We start from the raw sequence: 26,174 nt of genomic DNA, 5'->3' as shown, positions 1-26,174 counted from the left end.
AAGTCCAGGAGTTGTCCTTATGCTAAGCGTTCAAGATCGTGCCATCATCAAAGCCACCGTGCCCCTGCTCGAAAGCGGCGGCGAAGCCCTGATTACCCACTTCTACCGGATGATGCTCTCCGAGTACCCGCAAGTGCGGCCACTGTTCAACCAGGCGCATCAGGCCAGCGGCGATCAGCCTCGGGCCTTGGCCAATGGTGTTCTGATGTATGCCCGGCACATCGACCAACTGGACCAGTTGGGGGATCTGGTGGCCAAGATCATCAACAAGCACGTTGCCTTGCAGATCCTTCCGGAACATTACCCCATCGTTGGCAGTTGCCTGCTGCGGGCCATTTCCGAAGTGCTGGGCAGCGAGGTCGCCACCCAGGAAGTGATCGATGCCTGGGCCGCCGCCTATAACCAGCTGGCGGATATCCTGATCGGCGCCGAGGCGGCGATCTACGACGAGAAAGCCCAGGCGCCTGGCGGCTGGCGCGGTGCCCGTGAGTTCCGGCTGGTGCAGAAGGTGGAAGAGAGCGCTGAAATCACCTCCTTCTATTTCGAACCGCAGGACCAAGGGCCGATCCTCGCCGCTGAACCGGGGCAGTACATCGGTTTGCAGCTCTTTATAGGGGGCGAGGAAATCCGTCGTAACTACTCCCTCTCGGCACTTTCCAACCAGGGCCAGTACCGCATCAGCGTCAAGCGCGAAACCGGCGGCGTGGCCTCCAACTACCTGCATGACCAATGCCCGGTGGGCACCTGCGTCATGCTCTTCCCTCCAGCGGGGGAGTTCACCCTGGCGGCCAGCGACAAACCGCTGGTATTGATCAGCGGCGGGGTGGGCATCACTCCAACCCTGCCGATGCTGGAGGCAGCGCTGGCCACCGAGCGTCCGGTGCATTTCATCCACTGCGCCCGCAACGGCCAGGTGCATGCCTTTCGCAACTGGGTCGATGAACTGGCCCAGCGGTATCCACAGCTCAAGCGCTTCTATTGCTACGCCGAGGATGACGGTGTCAGCCCGGCGGCGGACAAGCTGGGCATGCTGACCCGCGAGCAACTGGACCAGTGGCTGCCGGAGCAACGCGACCTGGACGCCTACTTCCTCGGGCCCAAGGGTTTCATGGCCGCGATCAAGCGCCACCTGCAGGCCCTGGGTATTCCCGAGCACCAGAGCCGCTACGAGTTCTTCGGTCCGGCTGCGGCCCTGGAATAACCACCCCCGGCCGGCTACCCACGGGCGCCGGCCTTTTTTCTCTCCCTTCGTTTCATGTCGCTCCAGCATTCGCTGGCTTTCCCGAAACCGCCTTTGTTCTCCGCGTATTTGGTACGGCGGTTAATCCACTCTTAACCTGCTTGTCGCTATTGTCCGCAACGGGCAAAAAGCCCGAAGCCGCGTTGCGGTGGCGCTTTATGACCCTGCATTCAAAGGTCATGTTCAACGTGTAGACTTCCCGGCAGCCGGGTGGGCCTCTGCGAGCATTGGCCGGCGCGCGGTCGACGGGTTCATCGAAGACAATCTCGGTCTGCCGCCTCGGGTCTCGGGGGCAGGCTGAACACAACAGAAAAAGGAATAGGGATGAGTGACGACAGACTGGGTTTGGGACGTGAGCGGCGTTTCCTGGTGCTGCTGGGGATTATCTGCCTGGCACTGATCGGCGGAGCCCTGTACATGCAGGTGGTGCTGGGCGAGGCACCGTGCCCACTGTGCATCCTGCAGCGTTATGCCTTGCTGCTGATTGCACTGTTTGCCTTCATCGGTGCGGCCATGAGTTCGCGACGCGGGGTCACGGTCATGGAAACCCTGGTGGTCATCTGCGCCCTCGCTGGCGTGGGCGTGGCCGGGCACCATGTGTACACCCAGTTCTACCCTGCGGTGAGCTGTGGCATCGATGTGCTGCAGCCAATTGTCGACAGCCTGCCCTTGGCCAAGATCTTCCCCCTGGGCTTTCAGGTCGACGGTTTCTGCTCCACGCCGTACCCGCCGATCCTCGGTCTGTCCCTGGCCCAGTGGGCGCTGGTGGCGTTCGTGCTGACGGTGATCCTGGTGCCTCTGGGTGTGGTGCGCAATCGCAAGAAAAACGACTGATTCACCCGTAAAAGCCCCGGTCCCCGATGGGAGGGCCGGGGCTTTTTTGTGCCGTTCATTCGGCACCTGAAAAGTCCGTGATTTGCGGCAAGCGCAGGTGCGGCAAAAGTGCGACATGTTGTCACAGTGTCGCGGTCGCAGAGGGGCGGTTGAGTCGCTGCAACAGACTGCATTCTGGTGCGCTGGTTCAATGAGAGCCTGTCAGTTTGTGTACGCGAGCCTGTCGGCCGAGAACCATAGCCTGCTATCGATAAAAATCTTCACAGCGCCCGTTTTACAAGGGGTGAAGCCAGATGGAAGGCGGCCCTCAGGGGGGATCGGGAGTCCTGCAAGGGGGGTGTTTCAGGTCCTTTTTGGGGCTTTTTGTTGCAAATGAAAATCGCTATGATTTATATCCTTCGCAACAATCATGACGGATTGTTGCGTCATGGGATAAAAATTATTTCGGGATAAGACATGGTTTATAAAACGCGACATATCTACAATCGCCCGCACTGAATTTCCGACGCTGCTCAACCCTGAGCACACGAGGACGGTCGAGGGGCGGATAGAGCGCTCCATGCGACTGCGGGTGTCGGCGCCTTCCAAACTTCCGCACCAAATGGAATTGGTCTGTAACAAGGCCTTTGACCACGAGATCGAATAAGAACCACTGCTAGCCCGGGATGTGTCGTTGAGCGCTTAACGCAACGGGCAGGCCCTTATTCAATTGAAGAAAAATGCCAACCCTTGGCAGGGTGAAGTGTTGGCGATCAAAACCCAACTGCATTGCGCAAGCTGCTTTAGAGGTCGTGAGATGAGTAAAAACAGGTACCCCAGATTACTAGGCTTATTGCCGCTGCTCGGCATGTTAATGCTGGGAGGCTGCAAGTGGACCTTGCTCGATCCCAAGGGTCAGGTCGGTCTGGATGAACGAAACCTGATCATCACGGCAACCATCCTGATGCTGCTGGTGGTTGTGCCGGTCATCATCATGACCTTCGCCTTCGCCTGGAAATACCGCGCCTCCAACAAGGACGCGACCTACGCGCCGAAGTGGTCCCACTCCACCAAGATCGAGATCGCGGTGTGGCTGGTTCCGGTGCTCATCATCATTGCCCTGGGTTATGTCACCTACAAGTCGACCCACGCCCTGGACCCGTACCGTCCGCTGGATTCCGACGTCAAGCCAGTGACCATCGAAGTGGTCGCCATGGACTGGAAGTGGCTGTTCATCTATCCCGACCAAGGGATCGCCACCGTCAACAAGATCGTTTTCCCGGCCCATACCCCGGTTAACTTCCGCGTGACCTCCGACACCGTGATGAACTCGTTCTTCATCCCGGGCCTGGGCGGCCAGATCTACGCGATGGCGGGCATGACCACCAAGCTGCACCTGATTGCCAACCAGAACACCGAACTTGAAGGTATCTCCGCCAACTACAGCGGCGCGGGTTTCACCGGCATGAAGTTCAAAGCGATCGCTACCAGTCAGGAAGATTTCGACGCCTGGGTAAACGAAGTCAAGAAGGCACCTAAACAGCTGGACACCGCTGAATACGAAGCCCTTTCCAAGCCAAGCCAGAACAATCCTGTAGAGCTCTACTCCGCCTACGCGCCAAACCTGTTCCAGACCGTCATCGACAAGTATGAAGGCATGAAACCGGGCAAGCCGCTCAAGCACGAGAAGAAAGAAAAGGAAGTGGCCGCAACGGAAGGGATGGACGTGAGTTCGCATTCAGCTGCCGGGGCAGAGGAGTAAACGATGTTTGGTAAATTAAGTCTGGAAGCGATTCCGTTCCACGAGCCGATTGTCATGGTCACCGTTGCCATGATTCTGCTCGGTGGCGTGGCGCTGTTCGCGGCAATCACCTACTTCAAGAAGTGGACCTACCTGTGGACCGAGTGGCTGACGTCCGTCGACCACAAGAAAATCGGTGTGATGTACATCATCGTCGCCATGGTCATGCTGCTGCGTGGCTTCGCCGACGCCATCATGATGCGTACCCAGCTGGCCATGGCCACCGAGGGTTCGCCTGGCTACCTGCCACCTGAACACTATGACCAGATCTTCACCGCTCACGGTGTGATCATGATCATCTTCATGGCGATGCCATTCTTCACCGGCCTGATGAACCTTGTCGTGCCGCTGCAGATCGGCGCGCGTGACGTGGCCTATCCGTTCCTCAACTCCCTGAGCTTCTGGCTGCTGGTATCGGGCGTGGTGCTGATCAACCTGTCCCTGGGCGTTGGCGAATTCGCCAAGACCGGCTGGGTTGCCTATCCGCCGCTGTCGGGCCTGCAATACAGTCCGGGCGTGGGTGTGGACTACTACATCTGGGCGCTACAGCTATCAGGGCTGGGGACAACGCTGACGGGGGTCAACTTCCTGGCCACCGTGCTGAAAATGCGTACCCCGGGCATGAAGATGATGGACATGCCGATCTTCACCTGGACCTGCACCTGGGCCAACGTGCTGATCGTGGCTTCGTTCCCGATCCTCACCGCTACCCTGGCACTGCTGACGCTTGACCGTTACATGGATTTCCACATTTTCACCAATGAACTTGGTGGCAATCCAATGATGTACGTGAACCTGTTCTGGGCCTGGGGTCACCCCGAGGTGTACATCCTGATCCTGCCGGCGTTCGGTATCTTCTCCGAAGTGATCTCGACCTTCTCCGGCAAGCGCCTGTTCGGCCACCATTCGATGATCTACGCTTCCGGCGCGATCTCGGTACTGGGCTTCATGGTCTGGCTGCACCACTTCTTCACCATGGGTTCGGGGGCCAGCGTCAACGCCTTCTTCGGCCTGGCGACGATGCTGATCTCGATTCCGACGGGGGTGAAGCTGTTCAACTGGCTGTTCACCATCTACCACGGCCGTCTGCGCATCACCAGCCAGGTTCTGTGGACCCTGGGCTTCATGGTGACCTTCGCCATCGGCGGCATGACCGGCGTACTGCTGGCCATTCCGGGTGCCGACTTCGTTCTGCACAACAGCCTGTTCGTGATCGCTCACTTCCACAACGTGATCATCGGCGGCGCGGTATTCGGCTACATCGCCGGCTTCAGCTTCTACTTCCCGAAAGCCTTCGGCTTCAAGCTGCATGAAGGTTGGGGCAAGGCTGCGTTCTGGTTCTGGATCTCCGGCTTCTTCGTCGCGTTCATGCCGCTCTATGCACTGGGCTTCATGGGCATGACCCGTCGTCTGAACGCCACCACCAACCCTGAGTGGGTGCCGTACCTGTACGTCGCCATGGTAGGTGCGGTGATGATCGCCGTGGGTATCGCCTGCCAACTGATCCAGCTGTACGTCAGCGTGCGTGACCGCAAGCAGAACATGTGTGTATCCGGCGACCCTTGGAACGCCCACACCCTGGAATGGTCGACCTCGTCGCCCCCTCCGTTCTACAACTTCGCGGTACTGCCGAAAGCCGAAGGCATCGATCCGTTCACCGAAGCCAAGGAAAACGGCACTGCCTACGCGCAGCCTGGTCGCTACCAGCCGATCCACATGCCCAACAACACCGCTACCGGTCTGGTCATGGGGGCTCTGCTGACCGTGTTCGGTTTCGCCATGATCTGGCACATCTGGTGGCTGGCCATCGCAAGCCTGGCCGGCACCGTGATCTATTTCGCGATCCACGCTGCCCGTGATGATCAAGGCTACATGGTGCCGGTCGAAACGATCGAACGCATCGAAGCCGAACAGCACAAGCGTCTGGTATCGGAGAACAAGATCCCGGCTACCCGTGTTGAAACCTCGTTGGAACAGGCTTAATCCATGTCGAACTTAGTGACCAATGCTGGACACGCCCATGTCGATGACCATGGGCACGATGACCATCACCACGACTCGGGCGAGATGACCGTATTCGGTTTCTGGCTCTACCTGATGACCGACTGCATTCTGTTTGCGTCGATCTTCGCGGTATACGCGGTACTGGTTAACAACGTAGCGGGTGGCCCGTCGGGCCACGACATCTTCGAACTGCCATACGTACTGGGTGAAACCGCCCTGCTGCTGTTCAGTTCGATCACCTACGGCTTCGCCATGCTGGCGTTCTTCCGGGGCAACAAGAAGCAGGTACTGGGCTGGCTGGCCATGACCTTCCTGTTCGGCCTGGGCTTCATCGGCATGGAGATCAACGAGTTCCACCTGCTGATCTCCGAAGGCTACGGCCCTAGCCGTTCCGGCTTCCTGTCCGGGTTCTTCACCCTGGTCGGTACCCACGGTCTGCACGTGACCAGCGGCCTGATCTGGATGGCGATCATGATGTACCAGGTGCAGAAAAACGGCCTGACGGCGACCAACAAGACCCGTCTGAGCTGCCTGAGCCTGTTCTGGCACTTCCTGGACGTGGTGTGGATCTGCGTATTCACCGTTGTTTACCTGATGGGGACTATGTAAATGGCCAACACACACTCCCACGACGAAGCCGGTCACGGCAGCGTCAAGTCCTACGCCATCGGCTTCATCCTGTCGGTCATCCTGACACTGATCCCGTTCGGCCTGGTGATGTACCCATCGCTGCCCAAAGACGTGACCCTGTGGATCGTCCTGGCGTTCGCAGTCATCCAGGTGCTGGTGCACCTGGTGTACTTCCTGCACCTGGACCGTTCCGAAGCACAGCGCAACAACGTGGTGGCGTTCATCTTCGCCGCGTTGGTCATTGTTCTGCTGGTTGGTCTGTCGTTGTGGATCATGTTCAGCATCCACACCGTCATGATGGCGAAGTGAGGTAAACCCGATGTCGCTCAAGCACTTTATCCAAATCACCAAACCGGGGATCATTTTCGGTAACGTGCTTTCTGTGGCAGGCGGGTTCTTCCTGGCCTCGAAAGGGCATGTCGATCTGGCCATTTTCCTGGCCGCCATGATCGGCACCTCGCTGGTGGTAGCGTCCGGTTGCGTGTTCAACAACTGCATCGACCGTGACATCGACCTGAAGATGGAGCGCACCAAGAACCGCGTGCTGGTCCAGGGCCTGATCTCCCTGGAAGTGGCACTGGTCTACGCCTCTATCCTCGGTGTCGCCGGCGTCGCCCTGCTGTACTACGTGGCCAACCCGTTGGCCGCGTTGTTCGCGGTAATCGGCTTTGTCATCTACGTCGGCTTCTACAGCCTGTACCTCAAGCGCAAGTCGGTTCACGGCACGCTGGTGGGCAGCCTGTCCGGGGCCATGCCGCCAGTGATCGGCTATGTCGCGGTCAGCAACAGCTTCGACATGGCTGCATTGACCCTGCTGGTGATGTTCAGCCTGTGGCAGATGCCGCATTCCTACGCCATCGCGATCTTCCGCTTCAACGATTACCTGGCCGCATCGATTCCGGTGCTGCCGGTGAAGCGTGGCATCCGCGTGGCCAAGAAGCACATCCTGTTCTACATCCTGGCATTCCTGGTGGCGACCCTGATGCTGACCTTCAGCGGTTACGCCGGCATGAGCTACCTGGCGGTAGCGGCGGCCATGGGCATGTACTGGTTGTACATGGCCTGGACCGGCTACAAGGCAGTGGATGACACCGTGTGGGCGCGCAAGCTGTTCGTGTTCTCGATCTTCACCATCACCGCGCTGAGCGTGATGATGTCGGTGGACTTCAAGGCCCCGACCGAGCTCTTGCTGACCTACGCACACTAAGCTGTCCAGGCCACAGAAAAGCCCCGCCTTCGTAAGAAGCGCGGGGCTTTTTTCATTGCGCTGGGTTGATGGTCACATCATTTAAAGTTTTTCGGTCCGAAGGCCTGGCCAGTCCGGGTAAAATGCGCCGTTCGTGGATAGAACCTGAGTGGATGCAATGGAAAACCGTATTGAACTGTACGACTCGAAGGCGCGCTATGGCGTTATCAGTCGTGGACTGCACTGGGCCATGGCCCTGGCCTTTGCCTGGCTCTACAGCACCACCAGTGCGCACTACCTGCTGGCCGATTCGGCCCTGGACAAATTCCTCTGGCCGACCCACAAGCAAGTCGGCCTGCTGCTGATGGCCCTGCTGCTGGTGCGGGTAGTCTGGAGCCTGTTGAATCGTCATCGCCGGCCGCCGAGCCTCAACCTTGCAGCAACACTGGGGCATGGGCTGCTGTATGCCGGGATGTTCGCCATTCCGTTTCTCGGCCTGTTGCGTCAGTACGGCTCGGGCCGTGCCTTTTCCGCCTTCGGGCTGCCGGTGATGAGCGGCTTCGAAGGGCCGAAGATCCAGTGGATGACCGACCTGGGCAACAGCTTCCATAGCCTGCTGGGCTGGACCCTGCTGGTGCTGATCGTCGGCCATGTGGCGGCGCTGATCCTGCACTGCATCAAGGGCCAGGGGCATATCCTGCGGCGCATGGCCGGCAGTGCACGCTCGGCGTGAGCCGCGCATCCAAACACACAAAAGCCCCGCCTTCGAGAGACGCGCGAGGTATTTTATTGAGAGCCCTTGCGTGGGCTGCCCAACTATTCAAATGACCCAACTTATGCAGGAAGCAGAATGATCAAGAAAACAGCGGTTATCGTGTTCAGCGGCGGACAGGATTCGACAACCTGTCTGATCCACGCCTTGCCGCTCTATGACGAGGTGCACTGCATTACGTTCGACTATGGCCAGCGGCACCACGCGGAAATCGAGACCGCGCAGCGGCTATCCAAGCAACTGGGGGCGACCGTGCACAAAGTGCTGGACGCTTCGTTGCTCAACGAACTGGCGATCAGCAGCCTCACTCGGGACAACATTCCGGTGCCCACGGTGAACAGTTCAGGCGAGAGCTTGCCCAGTACCTTTGTACCCGGAAGAAATATCCTGTTCCTAACCCTGGCCTCTATCTACGCCTATCAGGTAAAAGCCGAGACCGTGATTACCGGAGTGTGCGAGACCGATTTCTCGGGTTACCCCGATTGCCGCGATGAATTTGTAAAGGCATTGAACAAGGCCCTCGAGCTGGGCATGGAGTACAAGTTGCGTCTCGAGACTCCACTGATGTGGCTGAACAAAGCAGAAACCTGGGCTCTGGCGGACTACCACAATCAACTGGAGCTGGTTCGCGAGCAAACCCTGACTTGCTACAACGGCATTATGGGCAGTGGCTGCGCCAACTGCGACGCCTGCAATCTGCGGGCAAAAGGCTTGAACGCTTATCTGGAGAACAAGACGCAAGTCATGGATAGCCTGAAGAGCAAGATGGGTCTGAAGTGAGGATTTGAGCCGCTTGCTGCCCTTGGAGCCCAACACTGAACCTGCCTGGCAGATAGGTGTTGAGCTCCGGCGTTGCTCTACAAACAGCGATCGATCATTTTGCCTGGCTATCCGTTATGTATCTCTTGAACAGTGATCGTGCGCCATAGGCGGGCAATATATTGAAGAATGCAAAACAGACCTTGATCGCGATCTGAACATAAATCATGTTCAGGATGTCGTTGTTTTGCATGGCTCCATAGAATGCGATGTAGCAAAACACGAAGCTGTCGATGATGACCGCAAACAAGGTGCTGAGGAATATCCGCAGAAATAGGAATCTGGAGTTTGTGAGTTCCTTTATCTTGCACAGCAAATATGAGTTTATATTTTCAGAAACAAGGAAAGAAACGGAAGACGCTACCAGTACAGACGACACCTGGATAATAACGTCGTTATAAGATGTGTCGAGTTTCCAGCCTGGCAGTCCGGGGAGGAAAGTGGACGCGTAGAGCAGGATGATGATCATGGCGTTGCTTGCAAATGCAAACAGAATGGCTCTTCTGGCGAGCCTGAGTCCGAAGTTTTCGTTCAGCAGGTCAACGATCAGGAATGTCAGAGGGTACAGAAAGGTGCCGGGGGTGATAATGATGTCGAGGGATTCAAGGTAGATCGGCTTTGTTGCAGCGATGCTGGTGAAAATATAAAAGGTAAAAAGCAGTAGGTTGAGGATGATGTAGATCATCCATGAGTTTTCATTGCGGTCGTTCAAGTCGTACGCAGTAAGTGTTCCTCCTTGGGAGTAGAATTTTTTATATAGGTTTTTAACTTCCATTTTGTTTAAGTTATCCATTATTTCGCTGTTAACTACTTCGCTTAGCTTTATTTTTATGACCTTGCCGGTGTCGATGATCATGATCACGGCCTGGTTTTTATTGTTCTCAAACCCCAGGAGTTTGTACTTACTATTCTCGATATCACCTTCATAGGCAGTCATTGAAGCGTTCCTCAATGATATCGCCGACGACAGATATACGATCCGGGTCGAAGATGACCTCGTTCATGATCAGCAGTTTGCTGGTCCGCTTGTCGTATGCCAGTTTTTCTTTTTCATCGGTGATCGATCCCTTTTGCACGATCAACAGGTCGCCAACCTCGTTCATGCCCTTGATATCGTTTTCCAGCCGCACGGCTATCAAATTACAGGATGTACCGAAGTAGTAGGTCAATGGGAAACGAGTAGCCAGTTCGCCAATACGTTTATCCATATTGGCCATCAACTGGCTTTCCTTGAGGATCGGAACAGCGGCCGGGTTCATGTTTCCTTGCGGGGAAATGCTGCTTTCGATGATTTCCTTCTTTTCAAAGTCGACGGTCTCTATTTCCTCATAGGAGATACCGAAGAAGTCGGAGATTTTTCGGATGGTGGACTGCTGGACGTTGCTGACCTTGCCTTCCAGGATGTTGTATATGGTTGTTCTGGTCAGGCCACTGGCGTTGCATAAAGACAGTTGTGTCTCTCCGCGACTTTTAATCAGGTATTTGATATTGCTTTTTAAATACTCTGTTCTTTCTCTTCTGTGCATCAAATGCCTCACCATTTCCTTATAGTCGTAATGCATCGAATTTTTTAGCGTTCACATCGCGCACGACATCGATTGCCTGGGGCCAGTAGCGGGATCACTGTGGCAGAAGCCTGTCAGTTGCTTTTATGTCGTCTGGTAATTCGCTCGTGCTCCTTTAGCCAGCCTGTATCCGTCCTGGGATACTTCGCTACGGGGACTGTGGGCGATCAAATCGCTGAGAGGGGCCGGTTTGCAGGGGGCCGCAACGGGCAAGTGTTGCATGCGTCAGCCATGACAATAAAGCCCCAAGGCTTGGGCATCATCACTCTCGCCCTGAGGCGTGCACTGGCAAGGCTGCACCGATGTCCTTTCATTTCAAAAAAGAAGCATTTAACTTTTAGGATGTTTAATTTTTTGATTAATTCTGTTACGCCTTATACAGTCTTGGCCCAGGGCTTGGATCAGCCTGATTCACACCAACGAACGTAAAACCCAGGAAGCGCGCCCTCGTTCGTGGCGCGCAGCACTCAAGGAAGGGGTACAGATTTATGGCAGCCGATATCGAACCACTGAGGAACCAGGCCGACTTGCTGCGATATGGCTTGGCGGACCTGCGAACAGAAGACGCCGAGCTGGCCAGGATCCTGGACGCTGAAGTAAGCCGGCAACAACGCACGCTTTCCCTGGTTTCATCCTCCTGTGCAGCCACCCCCAGAAGCCTTGCCGCCTCGGCCTCGGCGCTGGTCAACGTGACGGCGCAGGGGGTTGCGGGCAAACGCCATCACGCCGGGTGCGAAAACGTCGATCTGGTGGAATCCCTGGCGATCCACAGGGCTCGGAAGTTGTTTGCCGCGCAATACGCCGCGGTGCAATCGCACTCGGCCTCGAACGCCAACTACCAGGTGTTGTCCGCGCTGCTTGAGCCGGGGGACACCCTGCTCGGGATGGCCCTGGATCATGGCGGCGACCTGACCCACGGCAGCTCCCTCGCTTTTACCGGTGCCCACTACAAGGCGATCCGCTACGGCACCACGGCCCAGGGCACCATCGACTACCAGGAGGTACGTGAACTGGCGATGGCCCACCGCCCGCGCATCATCATCTGTGGGGCAACGGCTTATTCGCGGGTCGTGGACTTCCAGCGTTTTCGCGACATTGCCGATGAAGCCGGGGCCATCGTCCTTGCCGACATCTCCCATATCGCCGGTCTGGTTGCCACGGGGCGTCACCCGAGCCCGATCGATGTGGCGCACGTCACCACCACTTGCACCCACAAACAGCTCGCCGGGCCACGCGGCGGCCTGATTCTTTCCGGGCGGGACGCGGACACCAAGGTGCCCGGCCTGAGGTCGAGCTTTCGTCGGGTGCTCGACCAGGCAGTTTTCCCCGGGATGCAGGGGGCGCCTGCAGTCAACATGATCGCCGCCAAGGCGGCTGCGCTGGGCTATGCCATGTCTGCACAGTTCGATGCCTACATGGGGCGTATTCGCGCCACGGCGGATGAAATGGCCTGCGCGTTCATGGCGCGGGACTACGAGGTAGTGGGCGGCGGGACGGAAAACCACACGATCCTGTTGCGCTTGCCTAAGGGTATCAGCGGCTCCCTTGCCGAATCGGCATTGGAAAAGTGCGGAATCATCGTCAGCAAAAAACGCGCACCAGGGGAGACTCGATCGTCATTTGCCGCCAATGGCTTGTGTATCGGCACGGGCTCCATCGCACAGCGCTATGTGGACCCCCAGGGCTGTCGGCAGATCGTCGACCTGGTGTGCCGGATACTGGATCAGCTGCAGCCGCGGGGCGAGCAGCCATACGTTCTGGAGCCCGCGCAGCAGAAGCGCTTCCGGCTGGAGACCGAGGCGTTGTGTGCGATGTACCCCATCCTTGAGTACGGGGATCGCTGAAGAAAGAAAAGCCCCGTCTTCACGCTGGAATACGGGGCTTTTCAGGTCAGCAGAAGGCTGTGCTGGCGCTTCGCGAGCACGCCCGCTCCTACAGCCGGGTTACAGCTGTTGTTGCGCGCTGTAGCCTTCGAACGCGGTCTGCTGCTGGATCGCGGTGATGATGTTCTTGCGGGTGGCCTGCTGTTCGTTGCCATCCTTGTCGAGGAACATCTCGCTTTCCAGTTCCGCCTCGTCGCCTTCGCCGACAAAGCTGAAGCCGAGGAATTCGAAGGCTTCACGGTCGACGTTGGCCTTGGAGCGCGGGCGCATCGGCAGGTTGACGCTGACGCCGTCCTTGCTGATGGCGAACACTTCCATTTCTTTTTTCGGACGCGCCTTGCTCTTGCCGCCGCTGGGGTTGCTGATGGCCTGGTGGGTCTGGTTCAGCACCTTCAGGGCCAGGCCGTAGACCAGCTCCTGGAAGTCCGGATCGTCTTTGTAGCTGGAGAGAATCCGGCTGATGGGGAATTTCTTGCTCAGGTCTTCCAGGGCGGCCAGGTCGGCGGCCTCGGCGTCTTTGAGCTGCTTGAGCTGGCCCATGAGTTCATAGGCGGTGTCGTCGTCAAAGCGGTCGTGGGCCTGGCGAATCGCTGCGCGCAGTTCGCGAATCTGGTCACTTTCTTTCGAGGTGTGGAAGGCGTCGAGCACCATCTCGCTGATGGTCTTGGCCTGGGACACGTGTTGTGAAAGATGAATGGCGTTTTCGTATTCGGCCTTGTTGGACAGGGCGACTACGGATTCTTCGGTGTTGGAATCAGGCATTGAACATCCACTACTTGGTTTAACAGGTTTGAGGCGCGAAAGGCCCAGGGGGATTTTCGGGGGCGCCTAATCTATTGGACCCGGGCCCTATTGTCACGGACCAAGCGACGGCCCGGCAGCCGCGCCTCTTTCAGACCGGCCTTCGCGCTACAGATTCCCTGTCGTTCAAAGCACTTGTGTATCGCTGACCCCAGCCTCCAGTTCCTGGCGCAGATCGCTGCCCCGGCGGGTGATGAACACCAATTGCGCGGCATGCTCGGTGGGCTGGTCGGCGGCCAGGGTGAACTGGCTGCGGTTGCCCACATGCTGCAACCAATAAGGTTGTTCATTGCCTTCAAGGCGCACCAGACCCTTGAGGCGCAGCAGGTCGGCGGGCAGGCGCGCCAGCCAGTCCCGCAGCGCCTTGGGCTGCAGTGGCCGCGAGCTTTTCCACACCCAGCTTTCGAACAACTGGTCGTGGGCCTGGGGCAGGGCCTTGAACAGCACTTCGGTGGAGCGCACCGGCGGCGCCAGCAGCAGCTCGGGGGGCAGTTCGGCCTGCACCGTGTCGAACACCGGGGCGCGATTGCCGAGGCTGGCGCGGATGCTTTGCAATTGCTCGGCGCTCACCAGATCGGCCTTGTTCAGCAGCACCCAGTCGGCGCAGGCCACCTGGGCTCGGGACAGGCGGGCCATTTCCCCTTCCAGGTCCTGGTAGCCGCTGGCGTCCACCAGGGTGATCACCGCGTCCAGGTGCAGGCGGCTGCGCAGTTGCGGGTAGCCGATGGTCTGCACGATGCGCTGCGGGTCGGAGACGCCGCTGCACTCGATGACGATCCGTTCCAGGGCCGGGCGCAGCTTGGACAGGCTCACCAGTTGCGCCAGCAGGTCCTCCTGCACGGTGCAGCAGATGCAGCCGTTCTGCAGGCTGTACACCGCGTCGGTGACCTCGGCGATGATCGCCGCATCGATGTTCAGCTCGCCGAAATCGTTGACGATCACCGCCAGCCGGCCGCTGTCGGCGCGTTGCACCATGCGGTTGAGCAGGGTGGTCTTGCCGGCGCCGAGAAAGCCTGCAACCACGGTGACCGGAATGCTCGGGTTGCTGTTCATTGTTCCTTGCCCTCGATCACCGGTGGCAGGCCTTCCCACACCGCTTGCAGTGGCGTGTCGCTGAAAGTGCCCTGGCGATCGTAGACCAGCTGCCCTTCGACGAAGGTCAGTTGCACCTGGGTGTGGTGGATGTAGTTGCGTGCGCCCTGGGCGAACAGGTTGCGGTCGAGGACGATCAGGTCCGCCGACTTGCCGGCCTCCAGGCTGCCGGTCAGGTGTTCCAGGCCCATGGCATGGGCGCCGTTGAGGGTCGCCACTTGCAGGGCCTGTTCCAGGCTGATGGGGTCACCGAAGGTGTCGGGTTCCTGGTTCCACGGGTTCTGCCGGGTGACCATGGTTTCCAGGGCCAGCCAGGGGTCGATGGATGCCACCGGCCAGTCGGTGCCGAACACCGCGATGCCACCGGCTGCCAGCACCCCCTTGAAGTCATAGATGCGCTTGAGGCGTTCCTGCCCGTAGCCGGAGCGTGCACCGCTGGCGAATGGCGTCGGGTACCAGGCTGCCGGAGAGAACTCGGCGATCACGTCCAGGGCCTGGAAGCGCTTGAGGTTGCCCGGGTGCAGCAGGGTGCTGTGGGCGCACTGGTGGCGGATGCCGCTATTGCCGTTGCGCCGCCGGGCCTCGGCCACGGCATCGAGGAACACGTCGGAGGCGCCGTCGCCGGTGCAGTGGGCGATCACCCGCAGGCCGCGCTTGTCCATGTCCACCACCATGTCGGTGATGTGTTCCGGGGTCAGGTTGAGCTTGCCGCGCCAGCTCGACTCTTCCGGCCAGGGGGTCAGCAGGTAGGAGGATTTGGGCTCCACGGTGCCATCGAAGTGGAACTTCACCGCGTTGGCACTCAGGCGCGCGCTGCGATAGAAATGCCGCTCGCCACTGAGCAGTTCCCAGCGCCGGCGCACCGGGAAGATATCGTCCTGCCAACTGATGGCCGCTTCCACCCGCAGGGTCAGCTCGCCGGCATCGTCCAGTTCCTTGAGGGCCTGCAGGCGGTTCTCGCAGACGTGCACGTACTTGGTGGCGGTGACCCCGCGAGAGGTCTGGAAGTGCACGCCATCACGGTAGGCACGGCGCAGTACCGAGACAGGAGTCGGCGGCATGGCGGCGTGGATCAGGGCGTAGGCCCCGTCGATCAGCAGGCCATTGGGCTCGCCGGTCAGTTCGTCACGTTCCAGGTAACCGTTGCGCGGGTCGCTGGTGTGGCGGTCGATGCCGGCCAGTTCCAGGGCCTTGGAGTTGACCATCATGGTCCCCCACATGCGGTCCAACAGCGCCACCGGGCGGTCCGGCATGACGCTGTCGAGCCACTCGCGGCCTGGGGTCAGCCCGGCTTCGCGGAAGGTGTAGCGCACCCAGTACTGGCCGTAGATCCAGCCGTCGCCGGGATGGCTGTCGGCATAGGCGTGGATCGCTGCTGCCAGTTGTTCCGGGGTCGGGTCTTCGATGCCCACGTCCAGGTCGTCGGCGTAGCGCGGGGCCAGGGCCAGGTCCGGGTGGGTGTGCATGTCGTGCAGGCCGGGCATGCAGAAGGCCCCGTCCAGATCATGCTGGCGGGTGTTGGGCCCGATCAGCGAGGCCAGGGAAGCGAGGCTGCCCACCGCGATCAGCTTGCCCTGGCGGATGGCCACGGCGTCGGCCCAGGGCTGGGCCGGATCGAGGGTGTACATCCGGCCGTTGTGCAGCACCAGTTCAGCGTATTGATCGACGGCGCTATGGGTGGAGTTGAATTGGTCGGAAGCGGTCACGGGGTCAACCTCTCAAGCAGGGGGCCCTTCAAAGGTGGGCAAAAAAGTAAGGCGCAGCAGTGTTCTTGTCAGAGGTACCAGGGCCGCTGGGCGGCCCGGGTCATGCATTCAGCGTTGTGCGCCCAGGGTTTCGACAAAGCCGGCAATGCGCTGGCAGGCGTCCTTGAGCACTTCGTCGGCGACGGTGAAGGAGATCCGCACGAAGCCTTCGGCACTGGCGCCGAAGGCCTGGGCGTCGAGCACCGAAACCCCGGTGGCGCGGAACAGTTGCCAGGCGAAATCCATGCTCGACAGCCCGGTGCGGCGCACATCCACCAGCATGAACATCCCGGCTTCCGGCTCGCGGCAGTCCAGCAGTTGCACCTGCTTGAGGCCCGCCACCACCAGGTCGCGGCGCCGGCGATAAACCTCGCGGGCACTGCCGATCACTTCTTCATCGAGCTCCAGGGCCTTGAGCGCGGCTTCCTGGATAAACCCCGGCAGGCCGTAGAGCATGCACAGCAAGAGGTTGTCCAGATGCCCGACCAGGGCCGGCGGGGCGATCACCCAGCCCACGCGCCAACCGGTCATGGCATGGGTTTTCGACAGGCTGTTGAGGATCACCGTGCGCTCGGCCATGCCCGGCAGCGAAGCGATGCTCAGGTGTTCGCGGTCGTAGGTCAGTTGCCCGTAGACCTCGTCGGAGATCACCCACAGGTCATGCTTGCGCGCCACCTCGGCCACGGCTTCCAGCTCCTCACGGCTGTAGACGTTGCCGGTGGGGTTGCACGGGGTGGCCAGGGCAATGCCCCGAGTCTTGTCGGTGAGCGCCGCTTCCAGGGCCGCGGCGGTCAGGCGAAAGCCATTGGCCGCCGGCTGCTGGACGCAGGCGATCTGCGCCCCCGAGGCGTGGATGCAGGCCTCGTAGGTCAGGTACATGGGTTCTGGCACCAGCACTTCGTCGCCGCTGCTGAACAGGCACAGCGATGTGGCGAACAGGCCGTTCTGCGCACCCGCCACCAGCGCCACGTTGTCGGCGCTGACCTCGATGCCCAGCAGGCGGCGCTGCTTGGCGGCGATGGCTTCACGCAGGGCCGGGCGGCCGAGGACGTGGGTGTAGTGGGTGTCGCCTTGCTCCAGGGCGGCGCTGGCGGCGGCGCTGATGCGCTCGTCGGTGGCGAAGTCCGGGTCACCGACGCTGAGCACGATCACGTCTTCGCCGCGACCACGGGCCTCGATGGCCGCGTAGTGGATGTCCCAGGCGCTGACAGATTCGCCGCTGATGCGCTGTACGAAAGGTGAGTAACGCATGTTGTTCTCCTCACGGGCCTCGCTGCCCGCGCAATGAATGGGTTCAGGCCTGACGCTGGGGGACCTTGCCCAGGCGTGCGCACAGATGTTCGATGACAAAGGCCAGGACGATGTAGATCAGTGCCACGGCCAGCAGCGGCTCGTAGACTTTCAGGGTCTGGGCCCGTACCAGGTTGGCCGCGCCCAGCAGGTCGGTGACCGCCACGGTGGACGCCAGGGCAGTGGCCTTGAGCAGCAGCACGCATTCCCCCACCAGGGTCGGGCGCACCAGTTCCAGGGCCCGGGGGAGCCACACCCGGCGCAGGGTCAGCCAGTGGCCCATGCCGTAGGCGCGGGCGGCTTCCAGCTCGCCTCGGGGCACGGCTCGCAGGCCGCCTCGCAGCACTTCGCCGACGTAGGCGCCGACACTCAGGGTCAGGGCCAAAGCCACATACCAGAAACCCTCGCGCAGGTAGGGCCAGAGAAAGCTGCCGCGGATTGGTGGGTAGGCGGCGAACAGGCTGCCGACCCCGTAATAGAGGATGTAGATCTGCACCAGCAGCGGCGTGCCGCGAAACACACTGATGTAGAACTGCATCGGCGCACGAATCAGAGGGTTGCGCGACACCCGGCCCAGGCCCACCACTACTGCCAGGGCAAAGCCGCAGATTCCGCTCAGCAGCAGGAGCTTGAGGGTGATGCCCAGGCCGCGCAGCAGCTCGCTGGAAAAACCGTTGATCCAGGAAAAGTCCATCCGAGTCTCCTAGTGCTGGGGCAGCCAGCGGTTGGTGCGTCGTTCGAGCACGCGGAACACGCTGCCGGACACCAGGGTGATGACGAAGTAGAAGGCTGCGACCGCCAGGTAGAACACCAGGTAATGCTTGGTGGAACCGGCTGCCTGCTTGCCCACCGAGAGCAGCTCGCTGTAGCCGACGATGCTGATCAGCGCGCTGTCCTTGACCAGTACCAGCCACAGGTTCGATAGCCCGGCCATGGCATAGGGCAGCATGCTCGGCAGCAGGATGCGCCGCACCAGCAGCCAGCGCTCGATGCCGTAGGCCCGGGCCGCTTCGATCTGGCCGTAGGGAATGGCCTGGATCGCGCCCCGGATGATCTCCGCCGAATAGGCGCCCTGGACGATGCCCAGCACCAGCACCGCGGCGATGAAACCGTTGACCGTGACGCTCGGCCGGTCCATGGCGGCCATGGCCATGTTCAACAGGTCGGTGCCGGCGTAGTAGAGCAGCAGAATCAGCAGCAGCTCGGGCATGGCCCGGTACAGGGTGGTGTAGGCGTTGGCCAGCTTTACCAGCCAGCGCGGGCCCTTGAGCTTGATCATCGCCACCAGCAGGCCGATGCCCAGGCCAAGCACAAAGGCCCCGGCGGAAATCTGCAGGGACACCAGCGCGCCCTGGGCCAGGGCGCCGAGCCAGCCGTCGGCGACGAACAGTTGGGAAAGGTCGGACAGAGAAATCATGACGTATCCAGTCAACGCCGGCGGCCCGCGCAAACGGGCGCGCCGGACGGCTTAGTTGGCAGAAATGTCGACGCTGAAGTAGCGGCTGCGGATCTTGTCGTAGGTGCCATCGGCCTTGAGCGAGGCCAGGGCGGTGTTGATCCGCTGCTGCAGGGCGCTGTCACCCTTGCGCAGGCCGACCCCGATGCCGGAACCGAACAGCGGGTCCTTGGGCGCCAGGCCCTTGTCCGCCAGGCCGGCGCCGGCCGCGGTCTTGAGGATCGGCTCGATGGTCAGGGCGTCGGCCAGCATCACGTCGATGCGCCCGCTCTGCAGGTCGGCGATCATGTCGTCCTGGGTGGTGTAGTAGCGCAGGGTCGAGGTCTTGCCGTAGTAGGTCTTGGCGAAGGTCGCGTTGGAGGTCGAACCCTGCACGCCGATCAGCTTGCCCTTGAGGCCCTCGGGGGTGGTGACCAGTTCCAGGCTCTGGTCGGCGACCCACATGGCCGGAGTCTGGTAGTAGGGCGCAGAAAAATCGATGACCTTTTCCCGTTCGTCGGTGATGCTCAGGGAGTTGAGGATGGCGTCGATCTGGCTCGATTGCAGGGCCGGAATCAGGCCGTCCCAGGCCACTTCCTTGAGTGGGCACTGGGCCTGCATGCGGTCGCACAGAGCCTTGATCAGCTCCGGTTCGAAGCCGCTCCAGTCGCCGTTGCCGCTTTTCATCGAGAACGGCGGGTAGGGTTCCAGGGCGATGCCGAAGACGATCTTGTCGGCGGCCACGGCGTGGCTGGCCAGTGCACTGAGCAGGCAACCGGTGGCGAGCACCTTGAGCAGGTTTTTCATGGCTTTACCCTTTATCGAAGTTGTTGTTTTCAAGGATTGAAGCGAAACGTCAGACGCGGTTTTCCTGAGCCATGACGAATTGCCGGCAGCGCTCGCTGACCGGGTTGAGGAACACTTGCTGGGGTGGCCCTTCTTCTTCCACCAGCCCCTGGTGAAGGAACATCACCTTGCTCGACACGTCCCGGGCAAAGGCCATTTCGTGGGTCACCAGGATCATGGTGCGGCCTTCTTCGGCGATGCCCTGGATGACCTTGAGCACCTCGCCCACCAGTTCCGGGTCCAGGGCCGAGGTCGGTTCGTCCATCAGCAGCACCTGGGGGCGCATGGCCAGGGCCCGGGCGATGGCCACCCGCTGCTGCTGGCCGCCGGAGAGAAAAGAAGGGAAAGCGTCGCGCTTGTTGGCCAGGCCGACCTTTTCCAGCAGGTGCTCGGCGTGGGCGATGGCGTCCTTGCGGTCTTCACCGAGGACATACACCGGCGCTTCGATGACGTTTTCCAGGACGGTGCGGTGGGGCCACAGGTTGAAGCTCTGGAACACCATGCTCAACTGGGTGCGCAGGCGCGCCACCTGGGCCGGGTCGGCGACCTGCGGGTTGCCGGCACGGTCGGTCCTGATGCGCACTTCTTCGCCATTGATGCGCAGGCTGCCGCTGCAGGGAATCTCCAGCAGGTTGATGCAGCGCAGCAGGGTACTTTTGCCCGAGCCGCTGGAGCCGATCAACGACACCACTTCGCCTTCATTGGCGCGCAGGGCGATGCCCTTGAGCACGTGGTGATCGGCGTAGCTCTTGTGCAGATCATCGATCGCCACCACGGGATTGACGGAGTTGGGCTGCGATTGCAAGGGTCGACCCTCTTGTTATTGTGCGATGGCCGGGCAGTACCCGGCACAGGGTAGGGCTTGAGAATTAGCCATCGACGGCGGCGGGTCAATCGAGCATTTTTAGTGGCACACGGTAATTTTTTTCAGTAATTGGCTCTTTTTTCGGCGACGAGCAAGGCTATTGCCGCACGCCGATTGCAGCTATGGTGCTGCCACTCGTTTTTTTGTAGTCGAGGCATGATCGGTATGCGTTATCCCTCCATGACCGCGTTGCGCGCTCTGGACGCGGTGGCCCGCCTGGGCAGTGTCGCCGAAGCCGCCAATGAGCTGAACCTGACGCCCAGCGCCATCAGCCACCAGATCAAGAGCCTGGAGCAGACCCTGGGTTTTGCCCTGACCGAGCGCCAGGGCCGCAGCATTCGCATCACCTACCAGGGCGAGCGCTATGCTCGGGACATCCACCTGCTGCTGGCCAATATCCTGGAGGCCGGCCAGCGCTCCGATGGCCAGCAGGTCAGCGGCCGGCTGTGCATCAGCAGCCCGCCGGGGTTCGCCACCTATTGGCTGTGCACCCATATCGCCGAATTCCAGGCGCTGTATCCCCAGGTTGAACTGCAGTTGGTGTCGCCCCGCACGCCGGGGGACACCAGCGACAGCAGCGTCGATCTGTTCGTGGCCTATGGCATGGGCGACTGGCCCAACCAGCACGTGCAGAAGATCGTCTCCCTGCGCTATTTCCCGGTGTGCAGCCCGAGCCTGGTGAACGCCATGGGCGGCCTGAAAACCCTGGATGGCCTGGATCACGCCTTGCTCCTGCACATGATCGACTACTCCGACTGGCGGGTCTGGCTGGCGGCCGCCGGGGCGCCGAATGTCGACGTGCGCCGGGGCATCGTGTTTGCCGACGCGCACTTCGTGCAGTCGGCCTGCATCGCCGGCCAGGGCATTGCCATGGGCGACAACCTGATCAGCGGCGAAGCCCTGGCCCGGGGCCAACTGGTACAGCCCTTCGGCACCGAGATCGAGTCCAACCGCGGTTACTACCTGGTGGCCGACCTACTCAAGTCCGAGCGGCCGGTGGTGCTGGCGTTCAGCGAGTGGGTCAAGTCCCAGCTGCAGGGCATCACCCGCTTGCACCCGGAGCCTCGGCGCAACGGCAAAGCGTGAATTTTATTGAGCAATCGCCGCGATTTTTTTCGATTGTTGCCCCTTGGGTGCAGCGACTAATGTCCCTCGACATCAGCCGGGCGCAGGGTGTCGCCCGCACATAAGAACAAGAGGAAGTAGTCGATGACCACCTGTGCGCAGTCCCTGGTTCGTTTGCTGGAAGGTTATGGCGTGGACACGGTATTCGGGATTCCCGGCGTGCACACCGTCGAGCTCTATCGCGGCCTGCACGGCAGCCGCTTGCGCCACGTCAGCCCACGGCATGAACAGGGGGCCGGGTTCATGGCCGACGGCTACGCCCGGGCCAGCGGCAAGCCCGGGGTGTGCTTCATCATCACTGGCCCTGGCATGACCAATATCCTCACGGCGATGGGCCAGGCCTATGCCGATTCGGTGCCGATGCTGGTGATCTCTACCGTCAACCGTCGCGAGCACCTGCGCCTGGGCCACGGCCACCTGCACGAACTGCCGGACCAGCGAGCAATGGTGGCCGGGGTCTGCGCCTTCAGCCACACCCTGCAAGCGCCTTCGGAGTTGCCGGAACTGCTGGCGCGGGCCTTTGCCGTATTCAAATGCGCACGGCCACGGCCGGTGCATATCGAGATTCCCCTGGACGTGCTGGAGATGCCCGCCGATGACCTCAACCTGATGCCTCGCAGCCTGCCTGGCGCGCCGGCGCCGGCCGGGGCTTCGATCGAGGCGGCGCTGGCCTTGCTCAACAGTGCCCACCGCCCGTTGATCCTGGCCGGCGGTGGTGCCCGGGGTTGCGCCCAGGTCCTGCGGCAATTGGCCGAGCGCCTGCAGGCGCCGGTGGCCCTGACCACCAACGCCCGCGGCCTGCTGCCTTGCGGCCACCCACTGTTGCTCGATGGCGTGCAGTCCTCGGCCCATGGCCGGGCGCTGATCGACGAAGCGGATGTGGTGCTGGCCGTGGGCACCGAGCTGGGGGAAACCGACTACGACTTCTTCGGCCTCGGGCCGCTGCGCTTCAAGGGTTCGCTGATTCGCCTGGACATCGATCCGATGCAGGTCATGGGCGTGCAGCGGGCCCATGTTGGCCTGGTGGGGGATGCCCTGGAAGGTTTGCAGGCACTGCTGGGCAAGGTGGCGCCTGCCAATTCCCGCGGGCGCTGGGCACTGGACAGCGTGCAACGGGTGAACCAGACCGAGCGCGCCGGCTGGACGCTCAAGCAGCAAGGCTTGCAGGGCCTGCTGGACTTGCTGCGGGACAATCTGGATGCACCGATCCTGGTGGGCGACTCGACCCAGCCGGTGTACCAGGGCGCCTGTGGCTACCAGGCCCCGGCCCCGGCCAGCTGGTTCAACGCCGGCAGTGGGTACGGCACCCTGGGCTACGGCTTGCCGGCGGCCATGGGCGCCAAGCTGGCGCGGCCCGAGCGGCCAGTGGTGGCCCTGGTGGGGGATGGTGGCCTGCAGTTCGCCAGCGGCGAGCTGATCGCGGCCAAGGAAGCACAGATCGGCGTGATCCTGCTGGTATGGAACAACCAGTGCTACGGCGAGATCCGCGACTACATGCAGGCCCGGGATATCGTGCCGCTGGGGGTGGACATTCTCACCCCGGACTTCCAGGCCATGGCCCGAAGCTTCCATGTGGCCCACCACCGCGCCGACTCCCCCGCGCAGCTGCAAGACCTGTTGCACACCCTCAAGGACACCCGGCAGCCGGTGATGATCGAGGTCGATGCCGGCGCTTACCTGGCGCTGGACTGAGCCCAAGCCTGGCGCAAGGAACGCGCTTTGCAGGATGCAGGTGGGTTACATTGGCGGCGCCCGCCTGGGGGCGCCGTGCCACTTGAGGATTCAGGGATGAATTGCATTTTCTGTCACATTGCCGCTGGCACCTTGCCCGCCGCACTGGTGTACCGCGATGAGCACTGCATGGCCTTTATGGACGTGCATCCGCTGGGAGAAGGGCACCTGCTGTTGATCCCCCAGCAGCACGTAGAGAAGCTCGAGCAATTGCCTGGTTTCATCCGCCAGCACCTGTACCAGGTCTTCGATGGCCTGCTGGCGGCGCAACGGCGTGCCGGCTACGGCGTCGAAGGTACCCACCTGCTGGTCAATGACGGCCGCGCCACCAACCAGCACATTCCCCATGCGCACCTGCACCTGATCCCGCGCAAACGCGGCGATGGCCTAGGGTTTGCCGGGCGCCTGCTGCTGCATTTCACTGGGATCTTTGGGCGGCGTGCCAAGCTGGAGGTCCTGCAGCAGCAGGCCGCCAGCATCGCCGAACAGGTCCGCGTGCCTTGGGTCAGTGAAACCCCGGTGGGTAACCGCTGATATGGATCGCCGCCGTGCGCCGGTGCTTGAGTAGGCATGGCACCCATACCTGCGGCCCCGGGGCATGGACGCGCAGCTCTAGGGTGATCAGGGTGAGGAGTCCTTGTCGTGGGTGTCCGCCAAGCCTTGAACACTGCGGCTTGCACCTGTCCCACCTGTAAACCCTGTATCGTGCCGTGCCTTAGCACGGGCTTTATTGCCCCGCTGGCGCCGGGTCGAAGCGGATCGAGTACAGAATCGCCCTCAGGGTGGCGAAGTCCTGGAAGAACCCGACGCTGTCAGCCACCACCTGACGCTGGCCGCTGTCGATCAGCGCCATCAGGCAGGTGCCGCCATAGGCGTGAAAGCCGGTGTCCCCATCGCTGATGCCGCAGGTCTGATAGGCCAGCAGGCCTTTCCAGCCGGGGCCTGAAATCTCTTGCACCGGGCTGGGTTCATCCCTTCCGGCGCTGCGCATCCACACGCCGTTTTCCTGATAGAAAAACAAACCTTCGGCGGCCTGTTCCAGGCTGCCCTGCTGCAGGCACAGATGCAGGGTGTACTCCTCCTGGGGGCGTTTTTTCGGGTGGTCCAGGGTGAGGCAGCTCTGCGCCTGGCCAAGCTTCCAACCTTTGGGGTATTGCAGGCTGAAGCCCTGGCCCTTGAAGCGTGGTGAATCCTTGGGCAATACCGGAACCCCGGCCTCCTCGCGCAAGGGTTCATGCAAGCTGGGATCGTTGCGACAGGCGGACAGCGGACGGGCCTGGGCCTTGTGCAATTGGTCGAGGCGATGAGTTCGTGGATCTGCACTGGCGCTGACACAGGCGCAGCCGTAGCCGTAGTGATTGTTGGTGCGCACCCATTGTTGGTCGTTGAAGGTGGGCCACTCGCCCTCGGCCTGATAGCCGCCCTGGCTGGCGATCTCCCAGACGCCATCGCGGTCGGTCAGGGTGGCGTTGGCTGGCGTCGGGTTCTCGAACCAGCCGCACCGGCGTTCGACTTTGGCAGGCGCAGCGAACGCGGGCAGGGCGATAACGGTCAGGAGGGTGCAGAGCATGACGCGCTGGAGCATGGAGCATCCTTGTTCGAGGGGCGGGCCGGGGACATTGGGGCGCCGCTTCGGGCATGTCAAGCCGGGTATGGGGGCCATCGCGACAGCGGCGCAACTGCACCAGTCTGTCACCAGCCTCGCGGCAACAGGCCTATCGCTGGGTCGGGTTAAGGGTTTGGCAGGTCCGGCCGAAACAGCAGCTGGGAAATGGCGTAATCTCGCGTCCGGCCATCGAGCCGTCCACTCGCCCTGGGGCATGTCATGCAACGGATGCTGTGCAGCGTTTTAAGCCTGGTGATCATCCTGTCATCGCTGGGAGCTTGTACTACGGCGCCGGTCAGGCCGGCGATCGAGGGGCCGCAGGTGTATGGCTACACCCTCAATCAGCCGCTGAGCCGCGAGCAGGTGCAGCGGCTGACCGACACCGGCAAGCACTTTGTCGGGGCCATCAAGCTGTATCGGCAGGAGTTACCGGACGGCAGCCAGTTCGACTTCTACACCAACTACCGGGACTGGCTGGATACGCTGGCCCGCACCAGCCGAGAGTTTGCTGCCGAGAGCGATTGCTTGGCGGCCCAGCAGGCGGACCAGTTGCAGCTCACCACCCTGATCGATGACTTCAACGCTAGCCTAGCCCGCCCGGCGGGAGCGCCGCTTCAGGTGGGGGGTGTTTACGCCGTCCAGGCGCTGGACGCCTGTCAGCGTGTCGGTGGCCAGGGGCCTGGAGCACAAGCCTTTCGCTACACCCTCTGGGCCACCCTGCAAACCGAGACGGCGGCCCATGAACATGACTTTCAGCGCAAGGTCGAGGATCCGCATGCCCAGGCCCGGGGCATCGCGCAGGTGGTGCTCCTGCTGCCCTTTGCCGCCCTGGCCGCGTTCATGGGAGGCGGTTGCACCGATTTGCAGTCGCAGCCCAATGGCGACGGCTACTGTGCCCGGCAGCGCGCAGGCACAGGCAGATGAG

24 protein-coding genes and 2 pseudogenes are annotated in these 26,174 nt (G+C 61.3%); 14 read left to right on the top strand and 12 right to left on the bottom strand.

What is annotated here, in order from left to right:
- Nucleotides 1–19: 19 nt before the first annotated feature.
- Both hmpA and KCG88_RS11130 read left to right on the top strand, forming a co-directional pair.
- Nucleotides 20–1,201, top strand: a complete 1,182-nt coding sequence (gene hmpA / locus KCG88_RS11135; protein WP_210712374.1) for an NO-inducible flavohemoprotein — start codon at nucleotides 20–22, stop codon at nucleotides 1,199–1,201.
- Between the two features lie 363 nt (nucleotides 1,202–1,564).
- A complete protein-coding gene (locus KCG88_RS11130) occupies nucleotides 1,565–2,074 on the top strand; it encodes a disulfide bond formation protein B (protein ID WP_047285203.1) in 510 nt (169 codons plus the stop codon).
- A 574-nt stretch (nucleotides 2,075–2,648) separates the two neighbouring features.
- On the opposite strand, the pseudogene KCG88_RS31195 reads toward KCG88_RS11130, so the two are convergent.
- Nucleotides 2,649–2,843 (bottom strand): annotated as a pseudogene (locus tag KCG88_RS31195) (hypothetical protein); the annotation flags it as partial.
- Nucleotides 2,844–2,870: 27 nt separating this feature from the next.
- Between KCG88_RS31195 and cyoA the strand changes: the two are divergent.
- The 7 genes from cyoA to queC all read left to right on the top strand — a co-directional run bounded on the left by cyoA (nucleotide 2,871) and on the right by queC (nucleotide 9,226).
- Nucleotides 2,871–3,815 carry a ubiquinol oxidase subunit II gene (gene cyoA, locus KCG88_RS11125; RefSeq protein ID WP_011063287.1) on the top strand — a complete coding sequence of 315 codons (945 nt, stop codon included), beginning with the start codon at nucleotides 2,871–2,873 and terminating at the stop codon, nucleotides 3,813–3,815.
- 3 nt (nucleotides 3,816–3,818) lie between these two features.
- The gene (gene cyoB / locus KCG88_RS11120) at nucleotides 3,819–5,837 is read left to right on the top strand and encodes a cytochrome o ubiquinol oxidase subunit I (protein WP_011063286.1); all 2,019 of its coding nucleotides are present in this window, start codon (nucleotides 3,819–3,821) and stop codon (nucleotides 5,835–5,837) included.
- 3 nt (nucleotides 5,838–5,840) lie between these two features.
- Entirely contained in the window at nucleotides 5,841–6,467 is a 627-nt protein-coding gene (locus tag KCG88_RS11115) for a cytochrome o ubiquinol oxidase subunit III (protein ID WP_011063285.1), read from the top strand.
- Entirely contained in the window at nucleotides 6,468–6,797 is a 330-nt protein-coding gene (gene cyoD / locus KCG88_RS11110) for a cytochrome o ubiquinol oxidase subunit IV (protein WP_011063284.1), read from the top strand.
- A 10-nt stretch (nucleotides 6,798–6,807) separates the two neighbouring features.
- On the top strand, nucleotides 6,808–7,695 hold the full coding sequence (cyoE, locus tag KCG88_RS11105) for a heme o synthase (RefSeq protein ID WP_047285200.1): 888 nt from the start codon (nucleotides 6,808–6,810) through the stop codon (nucleotides 7,693–7,695).
- A gap of 157 nt (nucleotides 7,696–7,852) precedes the next feature.
- Nucleotides 7,853–8,407, top strand: a complete 555-nt coding sequence (locus KCG88_RS11100) for a cytochrome b/b6 domain-containing protein (protein WP_210712373.1) — start codon at nucleotides 7,853–7,855, stop codon at nucleotides 8,405–8,407.
- A 120-nt stretch (nucleotides 8,408–8,527) separates the two neighbouring features.
- Nucleotides 8,528–9,226 (top strand): 7-cyano-7-deazaguanine synthase QueC, encoded by a 699-nt coding sequence (gene queC / locus KCG88_RS11095; RefSeq protein WP_011063281.1) that lies wholly within the window; start codon nucleotides 8,528–8,530, stop codon nucleotides 9,224–9,226.
- Between the two features lie 94 nt (nucleotides 9,227–9,320).
- On the opposite strand, the gene KCG88_RS11090 is transcribed toward queC, so the two are convergent.
- Together KCG88_RS11090 and KCG88_RS11085 are read right to left on the bottom strand one after the other, a co-directional pair.
- Nucleotides 9,321–10,202: a queuosine precursor transporter gene (locus KCG88_RS11090; RefSeq protein WP_210712372.1), complete on the bottom strand. Its 882-nt coding sequence runs from the start codon at nucleotides 10,200–10,202 to the stop codon at nucleotides 9,321–9,323.
- Nucleotides 10,189–10,791 (bottom strand): helix-turn-helix transcriptional regulator, encoded by a 603-nt coding sequence (locus KCG88_RS11085; RefSeq protein WP_047289215.1) that lies wholly within the window; start codon nucleotides 10,789–10,791, stop codon nucleotides 10,189–10,191. Before KCG88_RS11085 ends, KCG88_RS11090 begins: the two co-directional genes overlap by 14 nt.
- Nucleotides 10,792–11,318: 527 nt before the next feature.
- On the opposite strand from KCG88_RS11085, the gene KCG88_RS11080 reads away from it, so the two are divergent.
- Nucleotides 11,319–12,674, top strand: a complete 1,356-nt coding sequence (locus KCG88_RS11080; protein WP_210712371.1) for a serine hydroxymethyltransferase — start codon at nucleotides 11,319–11,321, stop codon at nucleotides 12,672–12,674.
- Between the two features lie 99 nt (nucleotides 12,675–12,773).
- Here the strand turns inward: KCG88_RS11080 and KCG88_RS11075 are convergent, their stop codons facing one another.
- The 8 genes and pseudogenes from KCG88_RS11075 to KCG88_RS11040 all read right to left on the bottom strand — a co-directional run.
- Entirely contained in the window at nucleotides 12,774–13,475 is a 702-nt protein-coding gene (locus KCG88_RS11075; protein ID WP_210712370.1) for a hypothetical protein, read from the bottom strand.
- 165 nt (nucleotides 13,476–13,640) lie between these two features.
- On the bottom strand, nucleotides 13,641–14,567 hold the full coding sequence (locus KCG88_RS11070; protein WP_210712369.1) for a GTP-binding protein: 927 nt from the start codon (nucleotides 14,565–14,567) through the stop codon (nucleotides 13,641–13,643).
- Complete coding sequence (locus tag KCG88_RS11065) at nucleotides 14,564–16,312, bottom strand: amidohydrolase (RefSeq protein ID WP_210712368.1); 1,749 nt, start codon at nucleotides 16,310–16,312, stop codon at nucleotides 14,564–14,566. Before KCG88_RS11065 ends, KCG88_RS11070 begins: the two co-directional genes overlap by 4 nt.
- Nucleotides 16,313–16,420: 108 nt before the next feature.
- A complete protein-coding gene (locus KCG88_RS11060; protein ID WP_011063274.1) occupies nucleotides 16,421–17,602 on the bottom strand; it encodes an aminotransferase class I/II-fold pyridoxal phosphate-dependent enzyme in 1,182 nt (393 codons plus the stop codon).
- Between the two features lie 43 nt (nucleotides 17,603–17,645).
- Nucleotides 17,646–18,335 carry an ABC transporter permease subunit gene (locus tag KCG88_RS11055; protein ID WP_011063273.1) on the bottom strand — a complete coding sequence of 230 codons (690 nt, stop codon included), beginning with the start codon at nucleotides 18,333–18,335 and terminating at the stop codon, nucleotides 17,646–17,648.
- Between the two features lie 9 nt (nucleotides 18,336–18,344).
- Nucleotides 18,345–19,058, bottom strand: coding sequence for an ABC transporter permease subunit (locus tag KCG88_RS11050; RefSeq protein ID WP_015636909.1), 714 nt, complete (start codon nucleotides 19,056–19,058; stop codon nucleotides 18,345–18,347).
- Nucleotides 19,059–19,109: 51 nt separating this feature from the next.
- Nucleotides 19,110–19,883, bottom strand: coding sequence for a transporter substrate-binding domain-containing protein (locus KCG88_RS11045; RefSeq protein WP_210712367.1), 774 nt, complete (start codon nucleotides 19,881–19,883; stop codon nucleotides 19,110–19,112).
- 49 nt (nucleotides 19,884–19,932) lie between these two features.
- Nucleotides 19,933–20,697, bottom strand: a pseudogene (locus KCG88_RS11040) (ATP-binding cassette domain-containing protein); the annotation flags it as partial.
- A 255-nt stretch (nucleotides 20,698–20,952) separates the two neighbouring features.
- Between KCG88_RS11040 and KCG88_RS11035 the strand changes: the two are divergent.
- The 3 genes from KCG88_RS11035 (at nucleotide 20,953) to KCG88_RS11025 (ending at nucleotide 24,177) form a co-directional block, all read left to right on the top strand.
- Nucleotides 20,953–21,873, top strand: coding sequence for a LysR substrate-binding domain-containing protein (locus KCG88_RS11035; RefSeq protein WP_015636908.1), 921 nt, complete (start codon nucleotides 20,953–20,955; stop codon nucleotides 21,871–21,873).
- A 123-nt stretch (nucleotides 21,874–21,996) separates the two neighbouring features.
- Nucleotides 21,997–23,604 (top strand): 5-guanidino-2-oxopentanoate decarboxylase, encoded by a 1,608-nt coding sequence (locus KCG88_RS11030; RefSeq protein WP_210712366.1) that lies wholly within the window; start codon nucleotides 21,997–21,999, stop codon nucleotides 23,602–23,604.
- Between the two features lie 96 nt (nucleotides 23,605–23,700).
- Nucleotides 23,701–24,177 carry an HIT family protein gene (locus KCG88_RS11025; protein ID WP_047289198.1) on the top strand — a complete coding sequence of 159 codons (477 nt, stop codon included), beginning with the start codon at nucleotides 23,701–23,703 and terminating at the stop codon, nucleotides 24,175–24,177.
- A gap of 193 nt (nucleotides 24,178–24,370) precedes the next feature.
- On the opposite strand, the gene KCG88_RS11020 is transcribed toward KCG88_RS11025, so the two are convergent.
- Complete coding sequence (locus tag KCG88_RS11020; protein WP_210712365.1) at nucleotides 24,371–25,228, bottom strand: DUF4087 domain-containing protein; 858 nt, start codon at nucleotides 25,226–25,228, stop codon at nucleotides 24,371–24,373.
- A gap of 240 nt (nucleotides 25,229–25,468) precedes the next feature.
- Between KCG88_RS11020 and KCG88_RS11015 the strand changes: the two genes are divergently transcribed.
- Nucleotides 25,469–26,173 carry a hypothetical protein gene (locus KCG88_RS11015; protein ID WP_210712364.1) on the top strand — a complete coding sequence of 235 codons (705 nt, stop codon included), beginning with the start codon at nucleotides 25,469–25,471 and terminating at the stop codon, nucleotides 26,171–26,173.
- Nucleotide 26,174: the final 1 nt, after the last annotated feature.

This window comes from Pseudomonas sp. MWU349, from assembly GCF_017947325.1.
Lineage (GTDB): Bacteria > Pseudomonadota > Gammaproteobacteria > Pseudomonadales > Pseudomonadaceae > Aquipseudomonas > Aquipseudomonas protegens.
Note: the sequence above shows the minus strand (reverse complement) of the source record. Positions and strands in the feature narration are given on the sequence as shown.